22 protein-coding genes and 1 pseudogene are annotated in these 26,078 nt (G+C 42.8%); 16 read left to right on the top strand and 7 right to left on the bottom strand.

The genetic code is table 11. The annotated features are described in order from the left end of the window. Nucleotides 1–112: 112 nt before the first annotated feature. Nucleotides 113–2,260 (bottom strand): diguanylate cyclase, encoded by a 2,148-nt coding sequence (locus tag ACED60_RS13775; protein WP_371727780.1) that lies wholly within the window; start codon nucleotides 2,258–2,260, stop codon nucleotides 113–115. A 171-nt stretch (nucleotides 2,261–2,431) separates the two neighbouring features. On the opposite strand from ACED60_RS13775, the gene ACED60_RS13770 reads away from it, so the two are divergent. Further along, nucleotides 2,432–2,698: a DUF2960 family protein gene (locus tag ACED60_RS13770; protein WP_371727778.1), complete on the top strand. Its 267-nt coding sequence runs from the start codon at nucleotides 2,432–2,434 to the stop codon at nucleotides 2,696–2,698. 179 nt (nucleotides 2,699–2,877) lie between these two features. Here ACED60_RS13770 and nagK read toward each other — a convergent pair whose 3' ends face one another. Both nagK and ACED60_RS13760 read right to left on the bottom strand, forming a co-directional pair. Next, nucleotides 2,878–3,786, bottom strand: coding sequence for an N-acetylglucosamine kinase (gene nagK / locus ACED60_RS13765; RefSeq protein ID WP_012603950.1), 909 nt, complete (start codon nucleotides 3,784–3,786; stop codon nucleotides 2,878–2,880). A 163-nt stretch (nucleotides 3,787–3,949) separates the two neighbouring features. Then, a complete protein-coding gene (locus ACED60_RS13760; RefSeq protein WP_371727777.1) occupies nucleotides 3,950–4,696 on the bottom strand; it encodes a tRNA-uridine aminocarboxypropyltransferase in 747 nt (248 codons plus the stop codon). 68 nt (nucleotides 4,697–4,764) lie between these two features. Here ACED60_RS13760 and ACED60_RS13755 point away from each other — a divergent pair, with 68 nt between their 5' ends. Then, complete coding sequence (locus ACED60_RS13755) at nucleotides 4,765–5,568, top strand: sterol desaturase family protein (RefSeq protein ID WP_269336237.1); 804 nt, start codon at nucleotides 4,765–4,767, stop codon at nucleotides 5,566–5,568. Nucleotides 5,569–5,773: 205 nt separating this feature from the next. On the opposite strand, the gene ACED60_RS13750 is transcribed toward ACED60_RS13755, so the two are convergent. Then, a complete protein-coding gene (locus ACED60_RS13750) occupies nucleotides 5,774–7,819 on the bottom strand; it encodes a methyl-accepting chemotaxis protein (RefSeq protein ID WP_371727776.1) in 2,046 nt (681 codons plus the stop codon). Nucleotides 7,820–7,923: 104 nt separating this feature from the next. Between ACED60_RS13750 and ACED60_RS13745 the strand changes: the two genes are divergently transcribed. Next, nucleotides 7,924–8,409 carry a C40 family peptidase gene (locus tag ACED60_RS13745; RefSeq protein WP_017103150.1) on the top strand — a complete coding sequence of 162 codons (486 nt, stop codon included), beginning with the start codon at nucleotides 7,924–7,926 and terminating at the stop codon, nucleotides 8,407–8,409. Nucleotides 8,410–8,500: 91 nt separating this feature from the next. Here ACED60_RS13745 and ACED60_RS13740 read toward each other — a convergent pair whose 3' ends face one another. Further along, nucleotides 8,501–8,845, bottom strand: coding sequence for a DUF3802 family protein (locus ACED60_RS13740; protein WP_009846752.1), 345 nt, complete (start codon nucleotides 8,843–8,845; stop codon nucleotides 8,501–8,503). 454 nt (nucleotides 8,846–9,299) lie between these two features. Between ACED60_RS13740 and ACED60_RS13735 the strand changes: the two genes are divergently transcribed. Then, the gene (locus ACED60_RS13735; protein WP_017100330.1) at nucleotides 9,300–10,166 is read left to right on the top strand and encodes a fructosamine kinase family protein; all 867 of its coding nucleotides are present in this window, start codon (nucleotides 9,300–9,302) and stop codon (nucleotides 10,164–10,166) included. A gap of 115 nt (nucleotides 10,167–10,281) precedes the next feature. Continuing rightward, entirely contained in the window at nucleotides 10,282–10,485 is a 204-nt protein-coding gene (locus tag ACED60_RS13730; RefSeq protein ID WP_012603956.1) for a CPXCG motif-containing cysteine-rich protein, read from the top strand. Between the two features lie 165 nt (nucleotides 10,486–10,650). Here ACED60_RS13730 and ACED60_RS13725 read toward each other — a convergent pair whose 3' ends face one another. Continuing rightward, a complete protein-coding gene (locus ACED60_RS13725) occupies nucleotides 10,651–11,262 on the bottom strand; it encodes a riboflavin synthase subunit alpha (RefSeq protein ID WP_371709785.1) in 612 nt (203 codons plus the stop codon). 440 nt (nucleotides 11,263–11,702) lie between these two features. Between ACED60_RS13725 and ACED60_RS13720 the strand changes: the two genes are divergently transcribed. Beyond that, on the top strand, nucleotides 11,703–13,073 hold the full coding sequence (locus ACED60_RS13720) for an MATE family efflux transporter (RefSeq protein WP_371727775.1): 1,371 nt from the start codon (nucleotides 11,703–11,705) through the stop codon (nucleotides 13,071–13,073). Nucleotides 13,074–13,193: 120 nt separating this feature from the next. On the opposite strand, the gene ACED60_RS13715 is transcribed toward ACED60_RS13720, so the two are convergent. Beyond that, nucleotides 13,194–14,036 (bottom strand): DNA ligase, encoded by an 843-nt coding sequence (locus ACED60_RS13715; protein WP_371727774.1) that lies wholly within the window; start codon nucleotides 14,034–14,036, stop codon nucleotides 13,194–13,196. 311 nt (nucleotides 14,037–14,347) lie between these two features. Between ACED60_RS13715 and ACED60_RS13710 the strand changes: the two genes are divergently transcribed. The 10 genes and pseudogenes from ACED60_RS13710 to ACED60_RS13665 all read left to right on the top strand — a co-directional run bounded on the left by ACED60_RS13710 (nucleotide 14,348) and on the right by ACED60_RS13665 (nucleotide 25,820). Continuing rightward, nucleotides 14,348–14,677 carry an STAS domain-containing protein gene (locus ACED60_RS13710; RefSeq protein ID WP_004733793.1) on the top strand — a complete coding sequence of 110 codons (330 nt, stop codon included), beginning with the start codon at nucleotides 14,348–14,350 and terminating at the stop codon, nucleotides 14,675–14,677. 62 nt (nucleotides 14,678–14,739) lie between these two features. Beyond that, nucleotides 14,740–15,576, top strand: a complete 837-nt coding sequence (locus tag ACED60_RS13705) for an OmpA family protein (RefSeq protein ID WP_017100333.1) — start codon at nucleotides 14,740–14,742, stop codon at nucleotides 15,574–15,576. Beyond that, nucleotides 15,573–17,672 (top strand): SLBB domain-containing protein, encoded by a 2,100-nt coding sequence (locus ACED60_RS13700; RefSeq protein ID WP_135382557.1) that lies wholly within the window; start codon nucleotides 15,573–15,575, stop codon nucleotides 17,670–17,672. Before ACED60_RS13705 ends, ACED60_RS13700 begins: the two co-directional genes overlap by 4 nt. Then, complete coding sequence (locus tag ACED60_RS13695; protein ID WP_012603963.1) at nucleotides 17,672–18,361, top strand: tyrosine-protein kinase family protein; 690 nt, start codon at nucleotides 17,672–17,674, stop codon at nucleotides 18,359–18,361. The genes ACED60_RS13700 and ACED60_RS13695 overlap by 1 nt, the downstream gene beginning before the upstream one ends. Nucleotides 18,362–18,923: 562 nt before the next feature. After that, the gene (locus ACED60_RS13690) at nucleotides 18,924–19,916 is read left to right on the top strand and encodes an ABC transporter substrate-binding protein (protein WP_371727773.1); all 993 of its coding nucleotides are present in this window, start codon (nucleotides 18,924–18,926) and stop codon (nucleotides 19,914–19,916) included. 147 nt (nucleotides 19,917–20,063) lie between these two features. After that, the gene (locus ACED60_RS13685) at nucleotides 20,064–20,963 is read left to right on the top strand and encodes an ABC transporter permease (RefSeq protein ID WP_371727772.1); all 900 of its coding nucleotides are present in this window, start codon (nucleotides 20,064–20,066) and stop codon (nucleotides 20,961–20,963) included. Beyond that, nucleotides 20,956–22,188 (top strand): glycine betaine/L-proline ABC transporter ATP-binding protein, encoded by a 1,233-nt coding sequence (locus ACED60_RS13680; RefSeq protein ID WP_009846762.1) that lies wholly within the window; start codon nucleotides 20,956–20,958, stop codon nucleotides 22,186–22,188. The genes ACED60_RS13685 and ACED60_RS13680 overlap by 8 nt, the downstream gene beginning before the upstream one ends. A gap of 404 nt (nucleotides 22,189–22,592) precedes the next feature. Then, on the top strand, nucleotides 22,593–22,997 hold the full coding sequence (locus tag ACED60_RS13675; protein ID WP_009846763.1) for an Hpt domain-containing protein: 405 nt from the start codon (nucleotides 22,593–22,595) through the stop codon (nucleotides 22,995–22,997). Nucleotides 22,998–23,219: 222 nt separating this feature from the next. Then, nucleotides 23,220–24,733, top strand: a pseudogene (locus ACED60_RS13670) (sigma-54-dependent transcriptional regulator). Beyond that, nucleotides 24,714–25,820: a glycosyltransferase family 4 protein gene (locus ACED60_RS13665; protein WP_371727770.1), complete on the top strand. Its 1,107-nt coding sequence runs from the start codon at nucleotides 24,714–24,716 to the stop codon at nucleotides 25,818–25,820. The pseudogene ACED60_RS13670 and the gene ACED60_RS13665 overlap by 20 nt, the downstream one beginning before the upstream one ends. Nucleotides 25,821–26,078 lie beyond the last annotated feature (258 nt).

The raw sequence follows: 26,078 nt of genomic DNA, 5'->3' as shown, positions 1-26,078 counted from the left end.
AAGCGAACTTTAAGCTAGCAAATTCAGAGTAATACATACTCTAAATAGATGAAGCCCCTGATATTGGATATCAGGGGCTTTCTTTTTATGGGGGCTTGTATACAGAGTTGAATTAAACAAGCTCTACTTTAAGTAATCTGCAGTCGACCAAATTATAGTTGTTACGGCCATTTTCTTTGATTTGATAGAGCTGTTTGTCTGCAATATCACAAATCATTTTAAAGTTTCGATCCACATTGTCACTGGCTAAGTCGACGTTAACCCCACCAATAGAGAGTGTTAATTGTTCCGCATAGAGAGCTTTAGGGTTTGCTAATTTGACTTCATTTAGCATCTTTCGCAGAGTGACAACCTTATTTTCAATATCACCACTACTCTGTCCGAAGCAAATCGCCATGAACTCATCACCGCCATATCTGAAAAGGTAGTCATTCTTGGTTGTGAATGTTTTTTTAAGTAAGCGACTGATAATACGAAGCGCTTCGTCGCCCTCTAAATGCCCATGAAAATCGTTATAAGCTTTATACTCGTCAACATCGATCATAAGGACCGCTAGAGATTGTTTTTGGTAGTAAGCGTTATGTATTAAGACTGGCGTGATGTTATCTAATTGATATCTATTAGCTAGACCTGTTAGTGGGTCAGTAGTACTCAAGATTTCGAGTGTTTGATTCGCACTTTCTAGACGCTGTCGTTGCTTTTGATTTTCTAGCGACACGGCAATAAAGCTAGCTAAATGTTCTATAAGCTGACAGTGGTGTTCCTGATATTGGTTTGGTAGATGATGCTGAACTGACAGAAAGCCGATTAATTTTTCATTAAGAATGATTGGCGTTAGAATCATTGAGTTAGTATCAAGCTCGCCACGAAACGTAACGAAATTATCGTCTTGTGTGGTTTTACCGATATAGGGTTCTAGAGCCGCATCTGTCGCGCTATTAAAATGAACGGTAGCTCGCTTGCGAATCACATACGTACCAATGGTTTGGTTCTCTTGGCAAACTACTTTTAGGTTCGGTATTAATCCTTGAGTATCAACAAAATAGCGGTAGTCGAGTATGTCTGATTTATCGTCATACATAGCAATCCCAAACTCAGATGTTGGTAGAATCATATTTATCTTATGGAGTATCTCAGGCAGTACGCTTTCTAAATCTGCAGCGGTTGCTATGAATTGACCAATATCAGTGAGCGCACCCATATATTTTTGCATTTGAGTCAGAACGTCATTTTTCTTCTTACTCTGAATGGTACCTACCCCTTCTAGAATACGTTCGCTCTGTTCGCGCTCATAACTTCTCATGTGTTTTTCTAAAAGATCCACATGCTGAGTTTGAAGTGCCGCTAAACCAGACCAATCCTCTTCATCTCGAAAGAGCTTCGCCTTAGTTTGGGCATAGATAGCATAAGAACGGTAACTACTCTTTAGATCAAAATTCTGTTCGAGAAAAGCGCACCCTACTTTTGCTTGTTCTCGCTCTCCAATGCCTTCTAAGAATTGAAACCAGTAAACCAAATTTTCTTTTCGATTATGCTCATCTCTCGATTTTTTGAAGTGCTCTTCTGCCTGATAAAATGCATCTAATACATCACTATCATCGAAGCCTCCCCACAAGAGCATGGTTTGCCCTAGGTAACTATGACAAAGAGCTATCGTCCTGTGACTAGAAAGCGAGGTGCCTATTCTTTTCGCTTCCATAATGGCGCTAACCGCTTGCTCAAACTCATTTGTATGTGCACAGCTATAGGCTAGGTTTAAATGGCTGACAGCACAATCTAACAGGCGATTCGCATTTTGAGATGAAATAATGGCTTTACGAGCATATTGCTTCGCTTGTTCGTATTTTTCTAAGCTTAAGTGCAAGTCACTTAGATTACAGAATATAAGTGACTTAAAATTGTCATCAACTAGGTGTAAGTTTTCTAGTGTCTCTGAGTAACAAGCATACGCTGATTGATAATCACCACGAATGTTATGGGTAGACGCAAGTAACCCGATGACAAATACATATAGTTGAATTTCTTCAGGAGCAATGACGTTTAGGCAGGCTTTATAATGCTCAGCAGCGTCAGAAAGGTTATCGTGGCGATAGCTTGTGAAACCTTTAAGGAAAAGCGCGATTGAATCCGGGATCGGTTGATTATTAGCTTCGCATAGACTCGTTATTCTGTCTTCGACTTCTTTTAATCCTTTGATTCCAGGGTAGTTCTGGATTCGCGTTATAATTCCCATGATCTTTGGGTAAAGCGTATTGCTCATAAGTTCCGTTTAAGTCAGCCAGATTAAAAAATAACGAATATTATACCACAAAATGCTTATTACACATTCCATTCATGAGGCTAATAAGTGGTAATTTCCTATCATTATCTTGAGTGACGTACTGTTTTTATGTAGAGTGCGCGCAAAGTAATAATTATATTGGAGAGCACCATGGCTCGTACCATTCTGTACACTTATAAAGATGAAGACAAAGAGTTATTGTTTTCGAAACAAGAACACCGCACGATCCAAGAAGCTGTTGCAGCCGCTGAAGGTATCGACATCACTGAGTATCTAAAAACTGAGCAGCAGCTTGAGTTCATTTCTGATGCTAAAGCGGTTCGTAACTACCAAGACAACTATTTCCGTAAGCTAGGCTTTACTAAGCTTACGTTGAAGCAAAAAGACAACCTTGGCGTTGGCAAAAAGAAGAAGTAAGCCCTCTGGCTCTTTTTCTTGATATGTAGCTTCTAGCTTTTCGTTTGTAATTAGAGCTAAGAGCTGAAGAAACGAAAACACTGAACAATAAAAAATGCCGCAACCTCTTTCGAGATTGCGGCATTTTTATTTGTTCTTTTTAACTATCTAACCTTAGCTAGCTTAACGGTAAGTAACGATTACTTAATGTTAAGGAATGCAGCGCCACGAACGCCGCCTGAATCACCGTGTTTCGCTTTGATGATTTTCGGACACTTCGCTACAGACAATAGGTATTTAGGGATACGCTTTGGCATCTCTTCGTAGATAAGTTCGAAGTTTGAAAGTCCGCCACCCAGTGCAACTACGTGTGGGTCAAGACCCGTAAACAGGTTTGCAAAACAGATAGCCAATAGCTCCATAAAGCGATCTACGTGCTCAGCGGCTTTTGATTCGCCTTCGTTGTATGCTTGAATGATCTCGATCGCTTTCTTCTTCTCACCGAAGTAGTGCTCATAAATCAGTTCGAAGCCGCGACCCGATAAGTAACTGTCTAAACAACCTTTCTTGCCACAACCACAACCCAGTAGCGGTGCGTTGTCGCCAAGGTGGAACCATGCATCTAGAGGAAGGCGCATGTGACCTAATTCACCAGCAACGTGATTACGACCAGAGAACACTTTACCTTCGTAAACCAAACCGCCACCGAAGCCAGTACCTAGAATTAGGCCTGCTACTGATGGTTCGTCTTTAAGTTCATCATCCCACGCTTCTGAAAGCGCAAAACAGTTTGCATCATTTTCAATTTTCACACTACGACCAATAAGCGCTTCTAGGTCTTTGCGTAGTGGTTTCCCCGTTGAAGCTGGTACGTTAACAACCAGCATTGTGCCGTCGTCAGCATCTTCCATTCCAGGAAGACCAAGACCAATTTTGCCTTCGCAAGAAAATTCGTTGTCGTACTTCTTTACCAAACCGGCAATTGTATCAAGTAGCAGTTGATAATCTTCAGTGGGCGTTGGTACGCGTTCTGTCGCTACTCGCTCAAGTTTTTCATTGAACGCACCAAACTCAATCTTTGTGCCGCCAACATCGAAGCCGTAATACATGAAATCTCTCCAATTTTTCCCTAAATTCGGGCAAATAAATTTTTGTAAATAAACAACTAAAGAGCATTATCCATAACACTCCCCCTACAAACCGTGATAGATGACAAACTTATCCCGTGTTTGAGTTTGTTTGAACAACAAGTCAGCACAAAGCGGTTAAAGGTTAGAGTGACTTCTCACTTTTAGTATGATCTATGAAAGCATTCAGGCTCGGTTTGGTTGGATCTGACTTATAACGTGTCTTACTTAACATGTAACTTTCCCGAAATGTCTCAAACCATAGCTGTAAAGTCTTGGCACCCTGCTCTTCACCAGCCTGGTTCAAAACCAAGCTCGCCACTTCTGCTGTCGAAAGATGTTGTTCGTTGTCTGACTTTCGCATCATATATTGAGAAACTGACTCAGGCTCAATCGATAACACAGGTAAATCTTGCAGATATTCTGAGCGACGAAAAATTCGACGTGCCTCGCGCCAGCTACCATCAATAAAGATCAGCAATAGTGTTTTGTTTGGGTCACGCATTTGTGGCAGATCTTGAACCACGCGTGTTTTGTCGTCGGTATAGTCTTCAGGGAACACGATCACAGGTTGGTATTTGTCGTCTTTTAGAACATCCAACATCTCTTGATTGGGCTCTGTGCGATGCCATAGGTAAGCGTAACTGTCTTTCACTGTATCGAGAATCAATCGACCTGTATTACTTGGTTTCAATATTTCGTTATCTGACAAGATCAACATGGTCGCGACGTTCGTACTTACGTCTGGTTGATGTTCACAGATACAGCTGTCTTGTTTTATTTTACAGAACTCACATCGCACTACTTTACACCCGCGCGCATTAAATGGCTTAGTAGCAATGGATAAACGATGTTGATATAAACGGTGAAAAGCGTGGATTCTCATGGACAATAACGATAAATCTAGAAAAGTGGCACGATTGTACTTACAGTGTCCTTAGAATGATAGAAGGAATACCCATGCAAGACCCATCCCTGCTCCGCCTTGTTTGCTTTATCGTCGTTTTTGGATTGTGTGCGCTTTGGGAGTACCGCTTTCCCCGGAAAACACTGACTCAAAGCAAATGGTTTCGTTGGGGTAATAACTTTGCGTTGGTTGCTTTGAACAGCTTTCTATTAGCCACTCTAATTCCAATCGCAGCATTTCAAGCGGCGGTTATCGCACAAGAAAACCAATGGGGTCTGTTCAATACCCTGTCACTTCCTAAAGAACTCACCATTCTGTTCTGTGTCTTACTGTTAGATTGCGCTATTTACTTGCAGCACTTGGTGTTTCACCGTGTTTCATGGCTATGGAAGTTACACCGAGTTCATCATGCGGATCTAGATATTGATGTCACAACCGGAACTCGCTTTCATCCAATTGAGATGATTCTTTCAATGCTGATTAAAGTGAGTTTAGTGATCGCGCTTGGTGTACCTGTCATCGCTGTTGTCATTTTTGAAATTGTTCTTAACGCCAGTGCGATGTTTAACCACAGCAATGCGCGTCTGCCACTGTGGATTGATAAGCGATTGAGAAAAGTGATTGTGACACCAGACATGCACCGTGTTCATCACTCGATCATTGTTAAGGAAACGCACTCAAACTTTGGTTTTTTCTTATCGGTGTGGGACATTTGGTTCAAAACCTATCGCGCTCAACCTAAGCTTGGCCATGATAACGTTCAGATTGGCGTTCCAGAGATTCAAGATGGTAAAGAGCAACGGTTAGACTTAATGCTACGTCAGCCATTTGCACGATTCCCGACAACGAAAGACTAGGTTCGAACTCAGTTGAGTCTCAGTTTATATTGAGATCAAACCTATCTTAATAACAAACCCGTCTCCATAACAAACCAAGCTTAATACCAAAGCAAGTCGCCCTTAAATTCTTATGAGAACTTAAGGGCGTTTCTGTATCAATAGGAATTTAAGCGTAGCTAGTGCTTCAACTATTATGCTGTCAGGCTTAACTCAACACGCTCGTTTATTTCAACACGTATTTATGAAGCATAGCTTGTTGGTGTCCTGCTATCTCTCCGACTTGCTCTGAACTCTCGATCATGGATTCAAGCTGTAACTTAGTATTCTCGCCTTGTTCAGAAACACGAGTGATCGAATGTGTCACATCCACCGTTGCACGTGCTTGTTGCTCAGTCGCCACCATGATTTGCTCAACACGCCCTTTGATCTGGCTAACCGCGAATTCGATTTTCTCGAAGGCCTGCTTTACATCGCCACTGGTTTCCAGTGCATTCGCCATTTCGCTTCTCGATTCTGTTACAGAAGCGCGTGATCGGTCAGCGGCTGCCACCAATTCATTCATCATATTTCGTATATTAGTGGTTTGCTGAGAAGTATCGCTGGCAAGTTTTCTGACTTCATCGGCAACCACTGCAAAGCCTCGGCCTTGATCTCCTGCTCTCGCTGCTTCTATTGCTGCATTCAATGCGAGTAAGTTAGTGTTGTCAGCAATGCCACTGATCATGTCGACCATTTCGCGAATCTGTTTAACACGTCCGTCTAAGTCGGCCATCGATTCTTCATTCATGCTTAAAGAGTGTTCTAGTGCATGCAGTCGCTGCTGGTTAAGTCCAACAACTTGACTCCCTGTCACTGACTCATTTTCAGCAAGCTGGGCGTCATCATTTGAGGCGTTAGAAATACGTGCAATTTCACCAATAGATGCTTCAAGCTCTGTAATGGTGGTAATCATGTTCTGAAGTGATTCATTTTGCTCGTGTAAGCTTGAGTTAGTTTGCTCTGCGGCATCGTGACTGACTTCCGCTGTTTGATAAAGCGTTTCACAGTTTCGTGTTACCAAACGCACCGAATCAGCGGTTGAGTTGACAACAGAATTAAGTTTTGATGCGATAACTTGCAATTCCAATGGGCCAACTAATTGACTCTGTTTTGAAAAATCGTGTTCCGCGAGTAAGCTCATTTGTTGAGTAATGTTTCTGAGTCCTTTGTTCACCCAGCGACGTAACACCAACCATGAAATAGAAATGATGGCCGTTATCACTAATCCACTAATAAATAGTCCTTTGTCTATCGTCGCAATTGTCTGATTGACCACAAACTCGCTTTCATCAATTAAAATGGAAGCGGTGTTCGATAGTTGATTTAAGGTCCCTATCACGGTGTTGGCCAGATGGATGACTTTTGCTAAGTCGGCTTCTTGTTGCTCAACAAGTTCTAGCTTTTGCAGGATTTGTCTTAATACACCGTTATCTGCAAAGCCAGATTTAACCATCTCATAAGGCGCTGTTAAGCTTGCGAACTCTACGATGTCTGGATGCCATTCAGAAAAGTCATCATACGCGAGGTTAATGCCTGCAATTCGATTTCGAAGCTCTCTGTATTCGTCTTGCGCTTTTTCTAAGTCTGATTGCATCATCAACATTAGGAAGGTGTTCGCCATTGCAGAAGCACTCGCTGTGAATCGGTTAGCCGCATCGGAAGCCTCTGGGTTGTTCTGAACAAGGAAAGAACTGATACGGTTCATTTCAGGTCCGATGGAACTCACACCATAGCGAAACTCAGTGACTTGGCCATCGATGAGGTTTTGCTTATTCTGAATTTCAATTTGTGACGACAACACTTGGCTAGTCATCAATTGTAAGGTCGCCATGTTCTCGATTAAGTTTTGTTTTTGTTCAACGGAAATCGCGTCAGGAAAAGATTGGGATATGAAGAGGAGTTCTTCTAGCGTTTGGTTACTTTCGGCAACTAACACGTCGATCGAGTTGCCTGTTGTGCTAAGCGTATTTAGGTCGGTTGATTGGGTGCTATAAGTAAGAAGTTTTACCTGCTCCAACACGCTTTGTGTTAATTCGGCGTTGTTTAATGCAAGAGGTAATGCTTGTTCCGAAAGTGCTTCAAAATGGCCCCCGACCCGATCGACGCCTCGGAGACTGACCAAAGATAAAAAGATGACGAGTAAAAGAATGGAAATAAATACAGCGGTGACAGTTTGAATGAGCGAGAATGTATAACGTGAAGGTTTTATTGATAAATTTGTGTCGGGCATGTGAAATCCAGTTTGACTACGAAAAAAGATATCCTTAAGTTAGTTCGTATACTAGAAGTCCTTGATGACGTTTATATTTCAGTTTTTTGTCAGAAGAGTTACATATGAAATTCAGAAAAATGGCTGTAGTTACAATAACTTTAGCAACATTGGCTGCTTGTAGCTCTACGCCATCCCCTTCTCAGCTTAGTCAAACCGCACACAAGCCTCTGTCAAAGTTAGAGCAATCAACGACCAATGCGTATATGAGTGTGTATGAACAGTGGAAAGGTGTGCCATATCATTTCGGTGGGACTTCATTTAGAGGCGTAGATTGCTCTGCTTTCGTTCAAATCGCAGTGCAAACTGCGACCCAGCAAGCCTTACCGAGAACCACAAAAGCTCAAGTTAAAAAGGGAAAGGAAATAGCGTATGGACAGGCAATAAGTGGTGACTTGGTGTTTTTCAAAACATCGATGACGGTACGACACGTCGGTGTATATTTAGGAAACAATCAATTCCTACATGCTTCGACATCGAAAGGTGTCATTATATCGAGATTGGATAACCCTTATTGGGCCTCTAAGTTTTGGCATTTTAGGCGTTTATAGTGATTAAAAGATTAACTGATAACACAGTTGCTTTGAAGGTACTATTTAAACGCCTATCGCTGTTTAGCCTAGTAAATGTACTAGAAGCTAATTAGTCGTATTGAGCGACCGCAGTATCAAACAGATTCTTCACTAATGCGATGTATTCATCTAAGAATACAATTTGTTCGTTAGTCGCTTTTTTTGACCATACACCAGCTAACACTTCACCTAAATCAGCCACCACTGAATCCGCTTCTTTCAATAGTTGAAAACGAACGCTTGAATGTAACTCAGGGTTTTGCTCGAAAATAGCCATGATGTTTGTTGATATCATGTCAGTGATGATGTCTTCGACACTTTCATTTCCTGTATCACCATTACTATTAGTAAAGACATCTAGGTTAAATGATAAGTGTTCGATCAAAGCCAAATAGCCATCGGTTTCTACAACCACAATAAATCTCCGTTTAAGCTCAAGAGCAGATTAATATGTACCTACCTAATACTATGTATATGAGTCTGTTTGTCATCTCTTTATTACTAAAAACTGTATTAAAGTGATCCGAGTTAGCATTTAAGCTTAAATTTCAATCAAAACACCCTAACTTCACCAAACACACCTAAAATATAGTGAAAAATAATCTCAACCTATTTCTGCGATTCTATTGTATGAAAATCATCATGCCGTGAGATTAGTTCCAAACTATTTCCTTACATCGTTCTCAATTTTTGTTTTGATTTCAAAGGGCTTGAATCAGTTCGAGTTCACAAATCAGCCAATTGATTCTACATTAGTTGAAGAAGAGCCAAGAACATTGACGAGTGCGTCTATAAATTGCTCAGATTTATCCTAAACTATTGCTATTAAACAAACAGTATTTCTAACCTTCAGTCTTTGAGGATTTCCTATGTGGCAGGCCATTTCTCAACAACTTTCAGATACTCTTCTATTTAACTTCCAGATAACTGAACGAACAAAGGTTTCTGGTGGCGACATTAACGATTGCTATATGATTAGCGATGGTAACGAACGTTATTTTGTAAAAGTGAACCAGCGAGAATTTTTACCTAAGTTTGAAATTGAAGCTGAGAACTTACGCTTGTTAAGAGAAACTTCTACCGTTTATGTTCCTGAGTTGGTACTAATTGGTAAAACCAAAGAATGCTCGTTCATTATCCTTAATTACTTGCCGACCAAGCCGCTTGAAACAAGCAATAATAGCTATGACTTTGGCGTTCAACTTGCTCAATTGCATCAATGGGGTGAACAGAAAGAGTTTGGTTGTGACCAAGACAATTATATTGGTAGCACCCTTCAACCCAACCCTTGGCATAAGAAATGGGGGCGTTTTTTCTCTGAGCAACGCATTGGCTTCCAACTGCAATTGTTAAAAGAAAAAGGCATCGAATTCGGCGATATCGATGACATTGTTGATGTAGTGAATATGCGTCTTGCAGGCCACAACCCTCGCCCTTCTTTGCTTCATGGCGATCTTTGGAACGGTAATGTTGCTAACTCAGCCTTTGGGCCAATCTGTTACGATCCCGCTTGTTATTGGGGCGATCATGAATGTGATTTAGCGCTAACTGAACTGTTTGAAGGGTTTTCAAAAGAGTTTTATGAAGGTTACCAGAGCATCAATCCACTCGACGTTGGCTATACTGATCGGAAAGACATTTATAATTTGTACCATCTTCTCAACCACTGCAATCAATTTGGCGGCGAGTATTTAGCACAAACTGAGGCGTGTATTCAGAAGATACAGGCCGTTTAACACCAGTCACAGCTAGCTACTGCGATCGATATAAGTGCAACGTTCGATATCGCTATTTGTTACGCCCCATACAAGCTACTACGATTAGTGCAAGTTACAGTGAGGAGAATTCGCCATGCATAAATACACAGAGAAACATGTTTCTTGCCCCCATTGTGGTCATGCAATTAGCATAACGCTGGATGCTTCTAATGGGAGCCAAGATTTTTATGACGATTGCCCTGCATGTTGCAATGCTATTCATCTGGACATGCAGGTTGATGAATTGAGAGACAGAATCCATCTTTCAATTGATGCAGACGACGAACAAGTCTTCTAACACAATTACTCTCTTGTCGAGCTACACCTACACCTACACCTCGATTTTGAAGCTAGCCTAGAAAAACACAAAAATAAAAAAAGAGCACTTAATGTGCTCTTTTTTAATATCTTCGACTTTTACTTAGTCAACGCTTTTGGGGCAAGTGTTATTGATGAACCGCTACTACGACGTCTGGTTTGCTAGCACGCGCTCAACAGTATCAACAATCGCTTGTGTTTGAGGATCAAACTCAATATTTACTTGGTCGCCTACTTCGCGGCTGCCAAACAAAGTGCGATTTAGCGTTTCAGGAATCAAGTGTACAGAGAAACGGTTCTCTTCCACTTCACCTATCGTCAATGAACAACCATCAACGCCAATATAACCCTTGCTCAATACATACTTCATTGATTCCTGTGGCAACTCAAACCAAAGCGTGCGGTTGTTTTCAGTCTTGATCACATCCACTAAGTTCGCCATCAACGTAATGTGGCCAGACATACTATGCCCGCCAATTTCATCACCAAATTTTGCGGCTCGCTCAACATTCACTTTATCACCAACAGTCAGTTGGCCTAAGTTCGTCAATCGCAATGTGGCTTGCATCAAATCAAAAGCAATGTGGTTTCCTGAAATTTCCGTTACCGTTAAGCAACAACCGTTATGAGCTACTGAGGCACCAATCGCTAATCCCTCAACCATTTCGTTGCTTAGCTCAATGGTATGAGTCTGAAACAACTCTTTTTTGTTTATAGCAACCAGTGTTGCCATGCCTTGAACGATACCTGTAAACATAAGATTCCTATTTAGCATTCTAGGGCGTGTTGACCTATCGCGGTTAAATTTTGTTCGAGATAAAAGCGTTTTAATCGCGGCGAGGGGGAAGTAGCCTAGTATCCTAAGCAAATCTCCCTCAACAAAGAGTAAAACGCTTTTTGCGGGGGCGCCCAGCTCGAACCCTTCGGGCAGCGTTTGCTGGTCATTTTTACTACGTTATCGGCTTCTCATGTAGGCTAGCTACACATCAAAGCCTCTGCCTTGTATAAACACCCAGCAACTCGCTGCAAAAATCAGCTCGAAAGATCAACACGCCCTAATAACAGTTTTTCATAGCAGTTATTGTGACATTTCTTTATGATTCGTCCAGTGGAAGCTTAAGATCATTGTCTCTGATTCCTTCAGAATGTCCTTTCCTACACTATTATTCTAATTTTCCCTCTTATTTGGAGTTGTTTGTGCATCGTTACAAAGAAGAATCCTCGAATCTAATCAAACTTGCGACCCCAGTATTGATCGCATCTGTTGCACAAACTGGAATGGGTTTTGTCGATACCGTAATGGCCGGTGGTGTAAGTGCTATCGATATGGCGGCGGTTTCGATTGCAGCAAGTATCTGGCTACCATCAATCTTATTTGGTGTGGGTCTGTTGATGGCGTTGGTTCCTGTCGTTGCACAACTTCATGGTTCTGGTAGACAAGTAAAAATTCCATTTGAGATTCAACAAGGTGCGTTTTTAGCGCTTGTCATCTCCCTTCCAATCATTGGCGTACTTTTTCAGACACAACTGATATTGGAGTGGATGGACATAGAACAACTCATGGCAGAAAAAACCATCGGTTATATGAATGCGGTGATGTTTGCTGTCCCTGCATTTTTGTTGTTCCAAACATTGAGAAGCTTTACAGATGGTATGTCTTTAACTAAGCCTGCAATGGTGATTGGTTTTATTGGCTTGCTATTAAACATCCCGCTTAACTGGATGTTCGTATACGGAAAGCTTGGCGCTCCCGCTCTGGGTGGTGTTGGCTGTGGCGTTGCAACGGCTATCGTATATTGGGTGATGTTTGCTCTGCTGTTCGCTTACGTTTTAACATCAAAGCGTTTGGCTAAAATCAATATCTTCGGTACGTTCCACAAGCCTCAGCTCAAAGCACAAATTCGTTTGTTTAAACTAGGCTTTCCAGTTGCTGCTGCTATCTTCTTTGAGGTGACGCTATTTGCTGTTGTTTCTCTGTTGGTTGCCCCTCTTGGGTCTTTGGTTGTCGCCGCACACCAGGTTGCAATTAACTTCTCGTCACTGATATTTATGATACCAATGAGTATCGGTGCCGCCGTGAGTATTCGTGTTGGTCATAAGTTGGGTGAAAACAACACTGAAGGAGCGAAAATCGCGACACACGTGGGAATCATTGTTGGTTTAGTCACAGCCCTAATGACAGCTACATTGACGGTACTATTCAGAGAGCAAGTTTCGTTACTGTACACACAGAATACGGCGGTAATTACTGTTGCAATGCAATTACTATTGTTCGCTGCAGTTTATCAATGTACTGACGCAATCCAAGTTATCGCTGCAGGGGCTTTGCGTGGATACAAAGACATGCGTTCGATCTTCAACATTACTTTCGTTGCTTACTGGTTGCTTGGTCTTCCTATTGGCTACATTTTAGGAATGAAAGATTGGATTGTTGAGCCTATGGGCGCGCACGGTTTCTGGGTTGGGTTCATTGTTGGTCTAACGTCTGCAGCTATTATGCTAGGTATGCGTCTGCACTGGATGCACAAACAAGACGACGATGTGCAGTTAGAATTTAGCTCTCGCTGAGTTCTAACTCACTCAACCGGTATCCCTGATATTGAATACGAAAAAGAGCTCTGATATTCAGAGCTCTTTTTCGTTTACTGTGTGTGTATGACTATATTGTACTGAACAATCTGATTGGTATTAATACTCACTCTTTTCTCTAACGAAGCGCGCAAACTTGGGTTTTCCATTTTGAGTAAAGCCATTGTAGCGAAAGGTAATACGGCTGCCGATCTCAGGCGGCGCAAGTCTCATTTGATCGCTGAACCCGCTTCCAATATAAAACTCAACCCCTTCTTCCGTGTGAACCAAAATCGAACCCATCATCCCTTTGTACTTCCCTGTCCCGCCTTTGTAGCCAATAACTGTGGCTTCGGCATCGTGATGCCTTTTTAGTTTTAACAAGTCATTACTTCGACCTGCTTGATAACGACTGGTGATCTTTCTGAGCATCAAACCTTCGCCATTACGTTCATCGACATTGTCTAATTGATAAAACAGAGCTTCTTCATTTTGAATAGGTACATGTTCGATGTAGCTGATATGAGGTTCTCCAATCACACTTACCCAATGCAATATGTTGTAATAGCGCTTTTGATAATCGCCAGTAGCCCCTGGCATATCAAACAGCATCAAGTCTATTTGGCGCCACGCAGCATCACTAGGTGTGTGATCGAGGACGGTAGATTGGACTAAGTGGAACTTGCCTCTTCCTGCCCAGAGCTCCCCTTCAAGGTGTACCTTCGGTAAGTTTTTTGTAAACCACTTCGGTGAGTATATGCGATTACCGTTGCGTGTATAAAGATGCTGCCCGTCCCACAGCGCTCTAATCCCATCGAGTTTTTCACTCTTCCAGTATTTAGACACATCAATGCCTTGCTGGTATGTGTTTGCGAGCACCAGATGATCAGGCGGTAAATAGGATGAATGAGATGCAAGCGAACACGCCCATAGAGTGGCTATCGCCAATTTAGTTAATCTCATCATCTGCTCCGTATTGATATCTGTAGTGGTCAACAAATGCCTTTAATCCTAAGCGTTCTGACACGTAGGTAGACAACCTTTGCTAGAAGATGCGACCCACACATCAACCTTATTTAACTTTCAATTTCATTCATATAATTAATGACTTATGGGTCTCAAATGTTCACCCATTTTTAGTTCTCATATTGAGAAACCGACTTTCTCAATATGAGATAGAGATTAGCGCTCGAGTTAAGTTATTGAAAAATATAAACATAAAAGTTGGCACATTCAGTGCAATTGTTCATACATATTTAAAAGGAGATATCGCTATGGAACTACGTAAGATTGATTTGAATACAACCACACTAACTCTTTCTATCTTCGGTGATTTAGACGCAGCGGGAAGCCGTGATGCTCAGACTGATATTGACGATGTAATCTCAAATGACGGCCACCCTGAAATCGAAGTCGATTTTAGCCAAGTTGAGTTTTTAGATTCATCTGGTGTTGGCGCGATTGTTTACATGTTCAAACGCCTAACTGAACGCGAACGCAACATGCGACTTGAAAATGTGACTGGTCAGCCTCTTGAAATTATGAACTTGTTACGTATTGGCCACGCTATCCCAGTAAATTCAAAAAATCCTACAAATTCATGAAGATCCACTAAGCTAGAAGTAACAAAACATAATAATAAAAATTAAAAACATAGGACGTTGGCATGAAAATACTGAAAAGCTACATAGCCCTTTCTCTGTCTGCTTTAGTTCTAGGTGGCTGTACTAGCTACCCTGAACAAGGCACTGGCGGCTTGGCTGAAAGTTATGACTCTATTAATTACCAAAATTCCGACTTTTCTCCTGTCATGCCAGACGAACCTCTTGGTCCTGAACACGGATTACGTTTTGATTGGCAACTGGCCAAATTACATCTTGATGCCTTGATTCAAGAAGGCGCCCGCTGGTGCTTCCCCGCTGCTGTTGTGCAAGCGATAGAAAAGCAAAATCGTATCGCTCGCGAACTACAAGGTGGCCTGCTGCTAGATGCGGCTAACGACCTAGTCATTCAAAGAAAACGCTTAAACGAACTTGAAGTTCAATTGGACTACGTGACGTCACAAGCCCGTTGTGAACCACCAAAAAATGAAAACCAATTTAGAATGCAATTGTCGGTTATCGAGCAGTTGTACGACCTGCTTAATGTTGACAACCAATTCGCGGAAAACTCTACTGAAGTCAATCCCAAATACATGGGACGACTTGCCGAGGCAACGACGCTACTGAAAGAACATAAATCTCTAGACCTTGTTGTTACCGGCCATGCTGATGCCACGGGTACCGAAGAATATAACGATGACTTGGCACTTGGACGTGCTAAACAAGTCGAACGCTACCTAACGATTTTTGGCTTAGGTGCTCAGCGAATCAAAGCAGTGTCTGTTGGTGAAACGGTTCCTCTTTTTGAAGGCGAATCAGACGGTACGCGTTTAACCAACCGCAGAGTGAGTATCGAAGTTATCTCCCCTAAGAACGCTGAGAAAATGGGAGGTGGATTATGAAATTATTGATCGCTTTTATCATCACCCTATCGTTATGCCTTTCGAACCTCGTAAATGCTAACGAAGAGTTTTCAGACGCGGTTCAAGTCGGTGACCTTATCCAAGTTAACGTACCCGGTGAAAGTACGTTGAACAAAGGGTTCCAAGTGGATAAACGTGGCCGCATTACCCTTCCTGAAGTGGGCGCCGTATTTGTTGCGGGTTATAACAGTGAACAACTTAACAAAGTCGTTTTAGAGTCACTGGCTACCGCTTACAAAGATCTTTCAAACGCTTCTGTATATGTAAAAGAGCAGCAAATTATCATCTACGTGCAAGGTTATGTAGAACAACCCGGTGAATACACACTGGCGTTAGGCTCAAGTATCCAAATGGCACTTTACGCAGCAGGTGGATTACGTCCCGGCGCACAACTGGACAAATTGATACTTAAGCGAGGTGCGGACAAGAAAGAGTTTAACTACAAACGATTCCTTGATTCAGGTGATGAATCAACACTACCTACTCTGCAATCACTGGATTCATTATTCGTTCCAGCTTCCCCATTAGTCGGTAACATCGAGCAAGAGTTTGACGCAGCAAAGCTTGCAAACTCAGGTGACAGTGCTGACTCTCGCAATTCGATTAAAGTGTTTGGTGAGGTAAACGCGCCGGGTTCGTTCACTTACAAAGAGAACACCGACCTTGTCGACGTATTAATGCGTTCAGGCGGGGTAACTCGCTATGCCAGTGTTGAACAAATCCGTGTAATTTCAAATAATACGCCTACGCTGTTCAACCTTAAGCGTTATTTGGATTCTGGTGACGAAAGCCTACTTCCAATCTTACGCCCAGGTGCAACCATTTTTGTGCCGAAGCAAGAGGAAGAGATCAAATCCGGCGCAAACATGGTTTACGTTATGGGTGAAGTCGCTGCCCCTGGCGCTTTTGAAGGAAAGAGAGACGCGACCTTCATGGATATCCTTGCCAATGCTGGCGGCCCAACTCGATTTGCAGAGTCGCGTCAAATACGCGTAATCAAAGCGGATGGTCGAGTACTTAAATTCGATTTAGCGGCTTACACTGAAGGCTTGCCTAACTCTAACCCACCGAATATTAAAGCCGGTGACGCGATCTTTGTTCCTGAGAAAACCGACATGAACGAGAAATCTTGGTTAAAGATTGCACCAGACAGAGCAGTTAACGTGATCGGTGAGGTGAATCGACCTGGTCGTATAGAATGGTCAGATGAAATGAACTTCATGGGATTATTGGCACACGTCGGCGGCCCCACGCTACGCGCTGACACATCGAAAATTGAAGTCGTGACGGGTAGAAAGTTGGTTGTGTTTAATCTTGATGATTTCATCAGAAATGGTGCGCCACGAGATCTGATGCCACAAATTCGTGCAGGCTCTATCGTCCGTGTCCATGACTTACCACAAGATCCGTCAGACAATAAATCTCAATGGGTACGTCAAAGCTCTGATGCTTCGATCTACATCTTTGGACAAGTGAATGCACCGGGTCGTTACCGCTTCACCAAAGACATGCACTTTCTTGACATTTTGTCTGCAGCTGACGGGCCTACTAAGGATGCCGATATACACAACGTACGTGTAACGCACCGCGATAAAACCTACTCTAAAGTAAGCAAACTCAATTTATCGCTGTACTTCGAAACCGGTGACGAATCGTTACTGCCAAATGTAACCACAGGTGACACTATTTATATCCCAGAGAAAGGTAAAAACTGGTTAGATACACCGAAAGAAGAAACCGTTCGTGTACTTGGCGCGATTAACAACCCAGGACGTTATGTGTTCAATGACAACATGACCATTTTAGATATATTGGCAGAGGCGGCGGGCCCTACTGATAACGCTTACGTAGAGAAAATTACCATTGTGAATATGTCTTGTTGCCAAGGTCAAGCTCGTACCTTCGACCTTGTTGAATTCAGCAAAACAGCCAACATTTATAACCTACCAGTACTGCGCGCTGGTGACACTATCTACATCCCAGATCGCCGTGAGAGCTTTATGGAAAAAGCTCGTGTAGGTCTAGAAGACATATTACGTCTAACAACAATGATCGTCTTAATAGGAGCTTTATAATGACTATTTCAGCAATCCAAGCAGAAGTAGAACAACTGTATCTAGCTTCTGAACTTAACGGACAGAAATCGATTTGTGTGACTGCTTGTCACTCAGGTGACGGGGTAACCTCTGTTGCAACTGCATTAGCAGAACGTTTTCTCCTTGCTGGTCATTCTACGCTTTATGTTGACCTCAACTTATACAATCCTGCTTTTAAAGATTTGAACATGTTGGAAGACAATCAACAGGGACAGTTAATTGAACATGTCGAGTCTCATCGTACGTTTATCGGCGTCCCTGCTCCACAAATTGCATCAACGCAATTGGCTTATAAAGATCCGACAACGTTACAAAAAGTGGTGAACAAATGGTTAGACAAATACGACAGAGTCATCATTGATACCTCACCGCTTCTCAACATAAACAAAGGCAACATTCCGGCGCAATCTGTCGCGAGTGCTTGTGATAGTACATTGATGGTTGTCGCCTATGGTGAAACCTCTAGTCACCACCTAGAACAAGCGAAAAAGCTGCTTGATGCGCAGAGTATCAACCTTATGGGTTGTGTGATGAACATGAAACAAACACCTAGCTTTGCACAAGAGTTGGTAAGACAAATCAATCGCATGAAATTCCTTCCAACTAAACTTCGCGATAGCTTGGCCAATAAGCTTTACCAAAATGAGTTTTTAAACCTACCGATGTAACTTTTCTGTGCAACTATAGCTTTCTTGTGCAGCTGTATGGCTGTCATTAAACCCTGACAGCCACCGCTCCTATTGGACTTTACGCCCAAACACCCCAAAACCAAGTTGGGTGTTTTTGGCGAAATTATTGTTAAAAATACGATTTTAAAAACCAATCAACGCATTTCACACACTTCGATCGTGGTCTTACCACCTTTAAAACCCTTCAAAAATCAACCGCCCATGCCTAACTTTATCGGTAATGTGACACAGACGGTTAAAGTGCCATGTAAATCGCATCAAAGATGGAATTCGTACGATTATTCCCTAAGATTATAAATAAAGGTGGTTTTTGACGAATTTGTAATAGTTTGACAAAGTTATCCGATGGCTGTTGAAACACAGTGGATGAATTGGCAAATCACACTTCACTGACTTTGCACATTTATCTATTCAAACTTCACCCATCCCTCCTTCTGCTCAAATGGTTCAAATACACGAAAAGGATCACCATCGAGCAATTTAGATAATCAATTTACCTTGGTTACCTTAGTTGTATTATTAAAGAGAAAGGAAACTCAATATGAAATACAAGTTAAGCTCCGTATTTTTGTTAGTAGCAGCAGCCAGCGGTAATGCTAACGCTGGAGAATGTGGCAGCGTAACAATCGCAGATATGAACTGGAACTCTGCAACACTGATCGCTAATATCGACCAATTCATCCTAGAACATGGTTATGGGTGTGATGCCGAACTTATCCCTGGCGACACCATGCCAACAGGCACATCCATGATTGAAAAAGGCCAGCCTGATGTTGCACCTGAACTTTGGAGCAACAGCTTAAAAGACGCATTGGACAAGGGTGTCCAAGAAAAACGTCTTCGCTATGCAGGTAAAGCACTTGTGAATGGCGGTGAAGAAGGCTTTTGGGTTCCAGCTTACTTAGTTAAACAATACCCAGAGATGGCAACCATCGAAGGTGTACGTAAAAACGCTAGCTTATTTAAGCACCCTGAAGACCCAGATACATCAGCATTTTACAGTTGCCCAGCAGGCTGGAACTGTCAGATCAGTGCCGGAAACTTGTTTAACGCTCTTGAGCTGGAAGACAGTGGTTTCACGATTGTTGATCCAGGCTCGAGTGCCGGCTTATCTGGCTCTATCGCAAAAGCTTATGAGCGCGAAGAAGCTTGGTTTGGTTACTACTGGGCGCCAACTGCCGTTCTAGGCAAATACGACATGGTTAAAGTTGACTTTGGTAGTGGTGTTAATGAACAAGAGTTCTTAACTTGTACCACCAAAGAAGACTGTGATTCACCTAAAGCGACCATGTATCCGCCTTCACCCGTTCACACTATCACCACTGAGAGTTTTGCGTCACGTGCACCTGAAGCTTATGACTACTTCACTAAACGTGGCTTCACAAACGACAAAATGAACTCCCTACTTGCTTGGATGGAAGACAATCAAGCTGATGGTGAAGAAGCGAGCTTGCATTTTTTGAGTGAGTTCCCAGAAGTATGGCACCCATGGGTTTCTGAAGATGTGGCTAAGAAAGTTGAAGCCGAACTGTAAAAGCTTGGTTTAACAACAAGTAATTACGCTTCAACAATAGAACAGAAATAACGTCGCTATACTTGATGTTATTCATGATTCGGAGCCCTTTTCATAGGCGATTACCTCATCGTATGAACAAGTGGCTCCGAACTATAAGGATATAAAATGGCTGACACCAATTGGTTATCAACCTTCCCAGAGATGGAACGCGCTGATTTACGAACCATAAAAAAGACGCTAGATGGCGCATACCGTGAATTCTCTCGTGAATACGGTGAAATGATTGAATCTCTATTTGACCCTCTTCTTTCATTCCTGGTTTGGTTTGAAAAACTTCTTATCTCAACCCCTTGGATTATAGTCCTCGCTGTTTGTACAAGCCTTGTCTACGCCGCGAGTCGCTCTTGGAAACTGGCTTTAGGTTGTGTCGCTTCCCTGCTCCTTATTGGTTACTTTGGTATGTGGGAAGACACCATGCGTACGCTTAGTATCATCACTGTGTGTACCTTGGTTTCGATATTCTTAGGCATTCCGATTGGCATTGCGATGGCTCGCTCGAATCGAGCGCAATCTATCGTTACGCCGATGCTTGATATCATGCAAACCATGCCGGCATTCGTTTACTTGATCCCCGTGGTAATGCTACTCGGCATAGGTAAGATTCCAGGGCTGATCGCCGTGGTTATCTACGCGATTCCACCTGTAATTCGTTTAACCAACCTAGGCATACGCTTAGTCGACAAAGAAGTATTGGAAGCGGCTACCGCTTTTGGTGCGAGCAAAAAGCAACGCTTATGGGGTGTTCAACTACCGTTAGCAATGCCAACGATCATGGCGGGTATCAACCAAACCATCATGATGGCACTGTCTATGGTTGTGATCGCATCAATGATTGGTGTTAAAGGCCTAGGACAACCAGTTCTTAAATCCATTACCAACCAATACTTCACATTAGGCTTGATGAATGGTTTCGCCATTGTTGCCCTAGCAATCCTTTTTGACCGCGCTTCACAGGCGTACGCAAGAAGAACCAATGCGCACCTAGGAGGAATCAAGCATGACTAAACCATTGATTGAGATTAGTGGCCTATACAAAGTGTTTGGACCGAAACCGATGTCTGTTATGAACCGAGTTCAGAACGGCGAACACAAAGACCAGATTCTTGCTGACACGGGTCATACCGTTGGTTTGAAAGAGATTAACCTTGAGATTAACCGTGGCGAAATCTTCGTTATCATGGGGCTTTCTGGTTCAGGGAAGTCGACTTTGATTCGCCACTTCAACCGTTTGATAGATCCGACTCAAGGTAAAATCATGGTTGAAGGCATCGATGTGATGAGCCTCAATACCAAGCAATTAGAAGAGTTCCGTCGTCATAAAATGTCGATGGTATTCCAACGCTTTGGCTTAATGCCTCATCGCACCGTGGTAGAAAACGTTGCGTACGGGTTGGAAGTACAAGGTATCAAAAAAGAAGACCGTTTAGCGAAAGCCAATGAGTGGTTAGAAACGGTGGGGTTGAAAGGTTACGGCAAGCAGTACCCTGCCCAGCTTTCTGGCGGTCAACAACAACGTGTTGGTCTTTCTCGAGCTCTGTGTACTAATGCTGAAATCTTATTAATGGATGAAGCGTTTTCAGCGCTCGATCCTTTGATTCGAAGTGAAATGCAAGATCAACTCATTGAACTGCAAGAGAAGCTTCATAAGACGATTGTTTTCATCACCCACGATTTGGATGAAGCACTTCGTCTCGGCGACCGAATCGCAATTTTGAAAGATGGCGAGTTGGTACAACAAGGTACACCACATGAGATTCTGCTGAATCCAGCCGATGACTATGTAGAGGCATTCGTTAAAGACGTAAACCGTGCTCGTGCATTGACCGTTGAAACCGTTATGCAGCCCCCTCTCTATCGAATCACATCTGAAACGATTGAAGGTGCTTTGGCACAAATGAAGATGCTGAAAAATGACTACGCTTATCACGTAACGGATGAAGGCTATCAAGGTCTAGTCACACAAGAGAGCCTACAGGATGCAGTTGAAGATTCATCGGTGCATGACTTCAGTGAAGAGATATACGAAGAAGTTCCAGCCATTTTGCCTGATGCGGTGATTGAAGAAGTGCTACCAGACACTATGTCTTGTGACTATTCTCTTCCGGTTGTTGATGAGGACGGTAACCTAAAAGGTGAACTAGAGAGAAGCGCTGTTGCTGATATCTTCTCTGAAAGTAGCGAGGAAGAAGTAGAAACCGACCCAAAGCCAAAGATTGATAAAGCTTCGTAGTTCTACTTTTCGATATTTAAAGCACGGCTGTTTAAATTATCGCTATTTGGGTTATAGGGATGTGGGTTATAGCTACTTAGCTTAGCCCAAGCGAGTTAACCTGCTCTAAGACCACTGTTGTTAGTAACTGCAGTGGTCTTTTTTATGTGTATCGGCCTCGCTTTGTCCTGCACTCTCCCCTTTAAGCTTACTAGTACCCAGGCTAATAGGTGCCTAAGTTTATATTTCATAAGAGAAAACAAATTTAAATCAGTTCGTTAGGTTTGTCACAAGCATAGTGGCAATTCGGGCGAGAAGGCAATTAATTGCTTTGTTTATAAGGCAAGCAGTTGAAATTATTCTAGAAAATGACTAAAACTTAATAGTACTCACGGATATTACGCTCAACAAAAGGACTTAGTTTGATGAATTCCACTTTAGCGTCAGACACAGCTGCACATCTAAACTCACAAGAAGTTAGCGAGCTTGTTGATGAAAGCGTTCTAGAGCAAATGATTCGAGATACAAGTGCGGATATTATCCCGATCTTGATCGACCATTATGTCGAAGAATCACAAACACGCTTGGTCGCCATAAAAGAGGCTGTCGCTCAGCACGACGCTCAAACACTTGAGTTTGAGGTTCATACTCTTGGCAGCACCGCACTCTCATTAGGTAATCGCCCTTTGGGTGAGTTAGCTCGCGCTTTAGAGAAGCAGTGTCTAGAACAGAGTCACGATGCGGCATTTCTGCAAGTTGACGAATTACTAGAACTCGCAGAGCGTTCAATCAAAGCCTTGCTTGACAGGAAACAGGCAGGCTTCAGTTAACTTTGGATGTTCATATAAGTATCAGATAAAAACTCAACATAGTCGTTATTAATATAGTCGCCATAAAGGTGCGAACCAGTATGAGTAGCAATGCGGGAAATTATACACACCGCGCCTTAAAAGATTGCATGCGGTAGATAACAAATACACAAGACTCGTATTGATGGTTCCATATCACTATGTTATTGATTGGTTAGGATAAAGTTTCAAAAGGAATACACAATGCGCCCTAAGGTATTGTTAGTTGAAGACTCCACCTCACTCGCCGTACTCTACAAGCAGTACGTAAAAGACGAGCCCTACGATATCTTCCACGTCGAAACCGGCGCGGAAGCTAAGACCTTCATTGAAAGGCACTCTCCACAGCTTGTTATTCTTGACCTTAAGTTGCCCGACATGCCAGGGGAAGAAGTCTTAGATTGGATTAGTACGAACGAAATTCCAACCGCCGTCATTATCGCGACGGCACATGGCTCAGTAAACATTGCTGTAGACCTTATCCAGCGCGGTGCGGAAGACTTCTTAGAGAAGCCCATTCAAGCCGACCGACTAAAGACCTCTGTTCGCTTACATCTAAAAAGAGCTAAGCTAGAGAACCTTGTCGATGACATGCAAAGCAAGTTCGATCGTGACCGCTTTCATAATTTCATCGGCTCTTGCTTACCTATGCAAGCGGTTTACAAGATCATCGATTCGGTAGCACCAACTACCGCCAGCGTGTTTATTAACGGTGAAAGTGGTACGGGTAAAGAAGTCTGTGCGGAAGCGATTCACCAAGAGAGCCAACGCAACGGTAAGCCCTTCGTTGCTATTAACTGTGGTGCTATCCCTCGAGACCTAATGGAAAGTGAAATCTTCGGTCACGTTAAAGGTGCATTTACCGGTGCGACAACCGACCGTAAAGGTGCCGCACAATGCAAGCGCATGGCGGCACCCTATTTCTCGATGAGCTTTGTGAAATGGAACTGGAGATGCAGAAGAAGCTCCTACGATTTTTGCAAACCGGTACGTTTACCCCACTCGGTGGCAACCGCGAGATTAAAGTGGATGTCAGAATTATCTGTGCGACCAACCGCGATCCACTGGTTGAGGTAGAAGAAGGACGCTTTAGAGAAGACCTTTACTATCGTGTTCACGTTGTGCCTATCGAGATGCCACCGCTTCGTGAACGAGGAAGTGACATTGTCACCCTGTCTAATCACTTCTTGAAGCTGTACGCGAAGCAAGACAAGAAGAAGTTCAAATCAATAGACAAAGAAACGCAGAATCTACTTAAACGTTATGCGTGGCCGGGCAACGTACGTCAGTTGCAAAACATCATCCGTAACATCGTGGTGTTGAACAATGAAACGAGCGTGACCAAAGACATGTTACCGCCTCCGATTAATAAAGTAGACGCAGCTCAAGCCACGAAATCAGTGACACCTATTCGAGTAGCTGCGCCCCAAGCTGCTGTTGTGGAAGCACCAGAAGCTAAGTTGCCACCTATTACACCGGAAGAGTTGGAGCAATCCTCAGTTGTCCCCGCTAACAACGATCCGATGACGCCCGCATTTACAACAAGCGAAGGTGCTATTCGTCCAATGTGGCAAATAGAGCGCGAAGCTATTCAACATGCCATCAATCATTGCGATGGGAATGTGTTAAACGCTGCCGTGCTGTTAGAACTTAGCCCTTCTACTGTTTATCGTAAGAAACAGGCTTGGGAATCGGAAGATGAGTACAATCAAGCCTAGCCAAGGTGTACTCAACGTAAACCTTCACGAGATTTGGCTGTTGATCGACAGCCAAACTTTTGGAGGCATAGAAACGCATGTTTTAGAGTTAGCACAAGGCCTGATATCTGAAAGCGCTCAGTATTCAGAGGCTATTCGAATCGTTCTTTTGACTAAGTTTAATCCTGAAGCGATCATCGTTGAAAAGTTGAATGCGCTGAGCATCCCTTATAGTTACCTCTCCGATTTAGCCTCATACTCTGCAGATTCAAGCGGCAATAGCGCGACACAGCTTAAACGTGCAGCTCATTATTATGAGCCAAGACTTATCCATGCTCATGGTTACAAAGCCAGTTTGGTCAGCAAACTAATAAAGCTCCCACCTCGTTTAAACAACACCAAACAAATCACCACTTATCATGCCGGTGAAACCCCAACAGGCAAAGTATGGCTTTATGACTGGCTCGACCGTTACAGCAGCTTTCTTTCTGATCAGTCGCTCGTGGTCAGTGAGAAGATTAAAGCGAAAGTGCCGAGTAAAACCCATCAATTGAATAACTTCGTTAAAGTCCCAACTGGGTTAACAAACTCCCCTTCATCAAGCCCATTCCATGTTGGTTTTGTGGGCAGATTAAGCCATGAAAAAGCGCCTGATCGATTTGTCGCATTAGCCAAACAGTTTCCTGATGTTAGGTTTGAGCTTTTTGGTGACGGACCAGAAATGGACGCCTTAGCTAAATCGCAGCCTGATAATGTAACCTTTCATGGGCATCAGACCAATATGGACGACGTCTGGAGCCAAATCGATTTGTTAATCATCCCTTCCCGCTTTGAAGGCTTACCTATGGCGGCATTAGAAGCCATGATTCGCGGTATTCCCGTCCTCGCCACCTCAGTTGGTAACTTGCCTAAACTCATCGAGCACCAAGTTAACGGCTACCTCGCCAATTCAGAAGCTGAACTAGAACAGTTTTTATCTTTGTGGATATCATTGTCGATTGAACAACGTGACTTTCTCAGAAGTAACGCGATAAAAACCGTCAAAAACCAATATTCGCCACAAGCTGTTGTCCCGAAGTTGTTGAAAATCTACCAACTCGATCGTTAATCCTAGCCTTAGTAGATAACTGGTTATTTTAGCTTGATAATTTAGCCGTTCTAGTCAGTTTTATACTGATTCTCAAAATGACAAATCTCAACTTAAGATTATAGTCTTACTCAATAATCCATCATTAAATCAGTCGGTTAACTGAGATGCATAACTGGCACTCGCTTTGCAATCTTTAACATCAGGCGTCAATACGACTTTCAAATGTATAACGATAGAGAGCAGCCATGGATAGTTTACTCAGCAATAGAGATTACA

This window comes from Vibrio sp. 1F279, assembly GCF_041439815.1.
Classification (GTDB): domain Bacteria; phylum Pseudomonadota; class Gammaproteobacteria; order Enterobacterales; family Vibrionaceae; genus Vibrio; species Vibrio tasmaniensis_A.
This window is presented reverse-complemented; position numbering and strand designations above follow the sequence as displayed.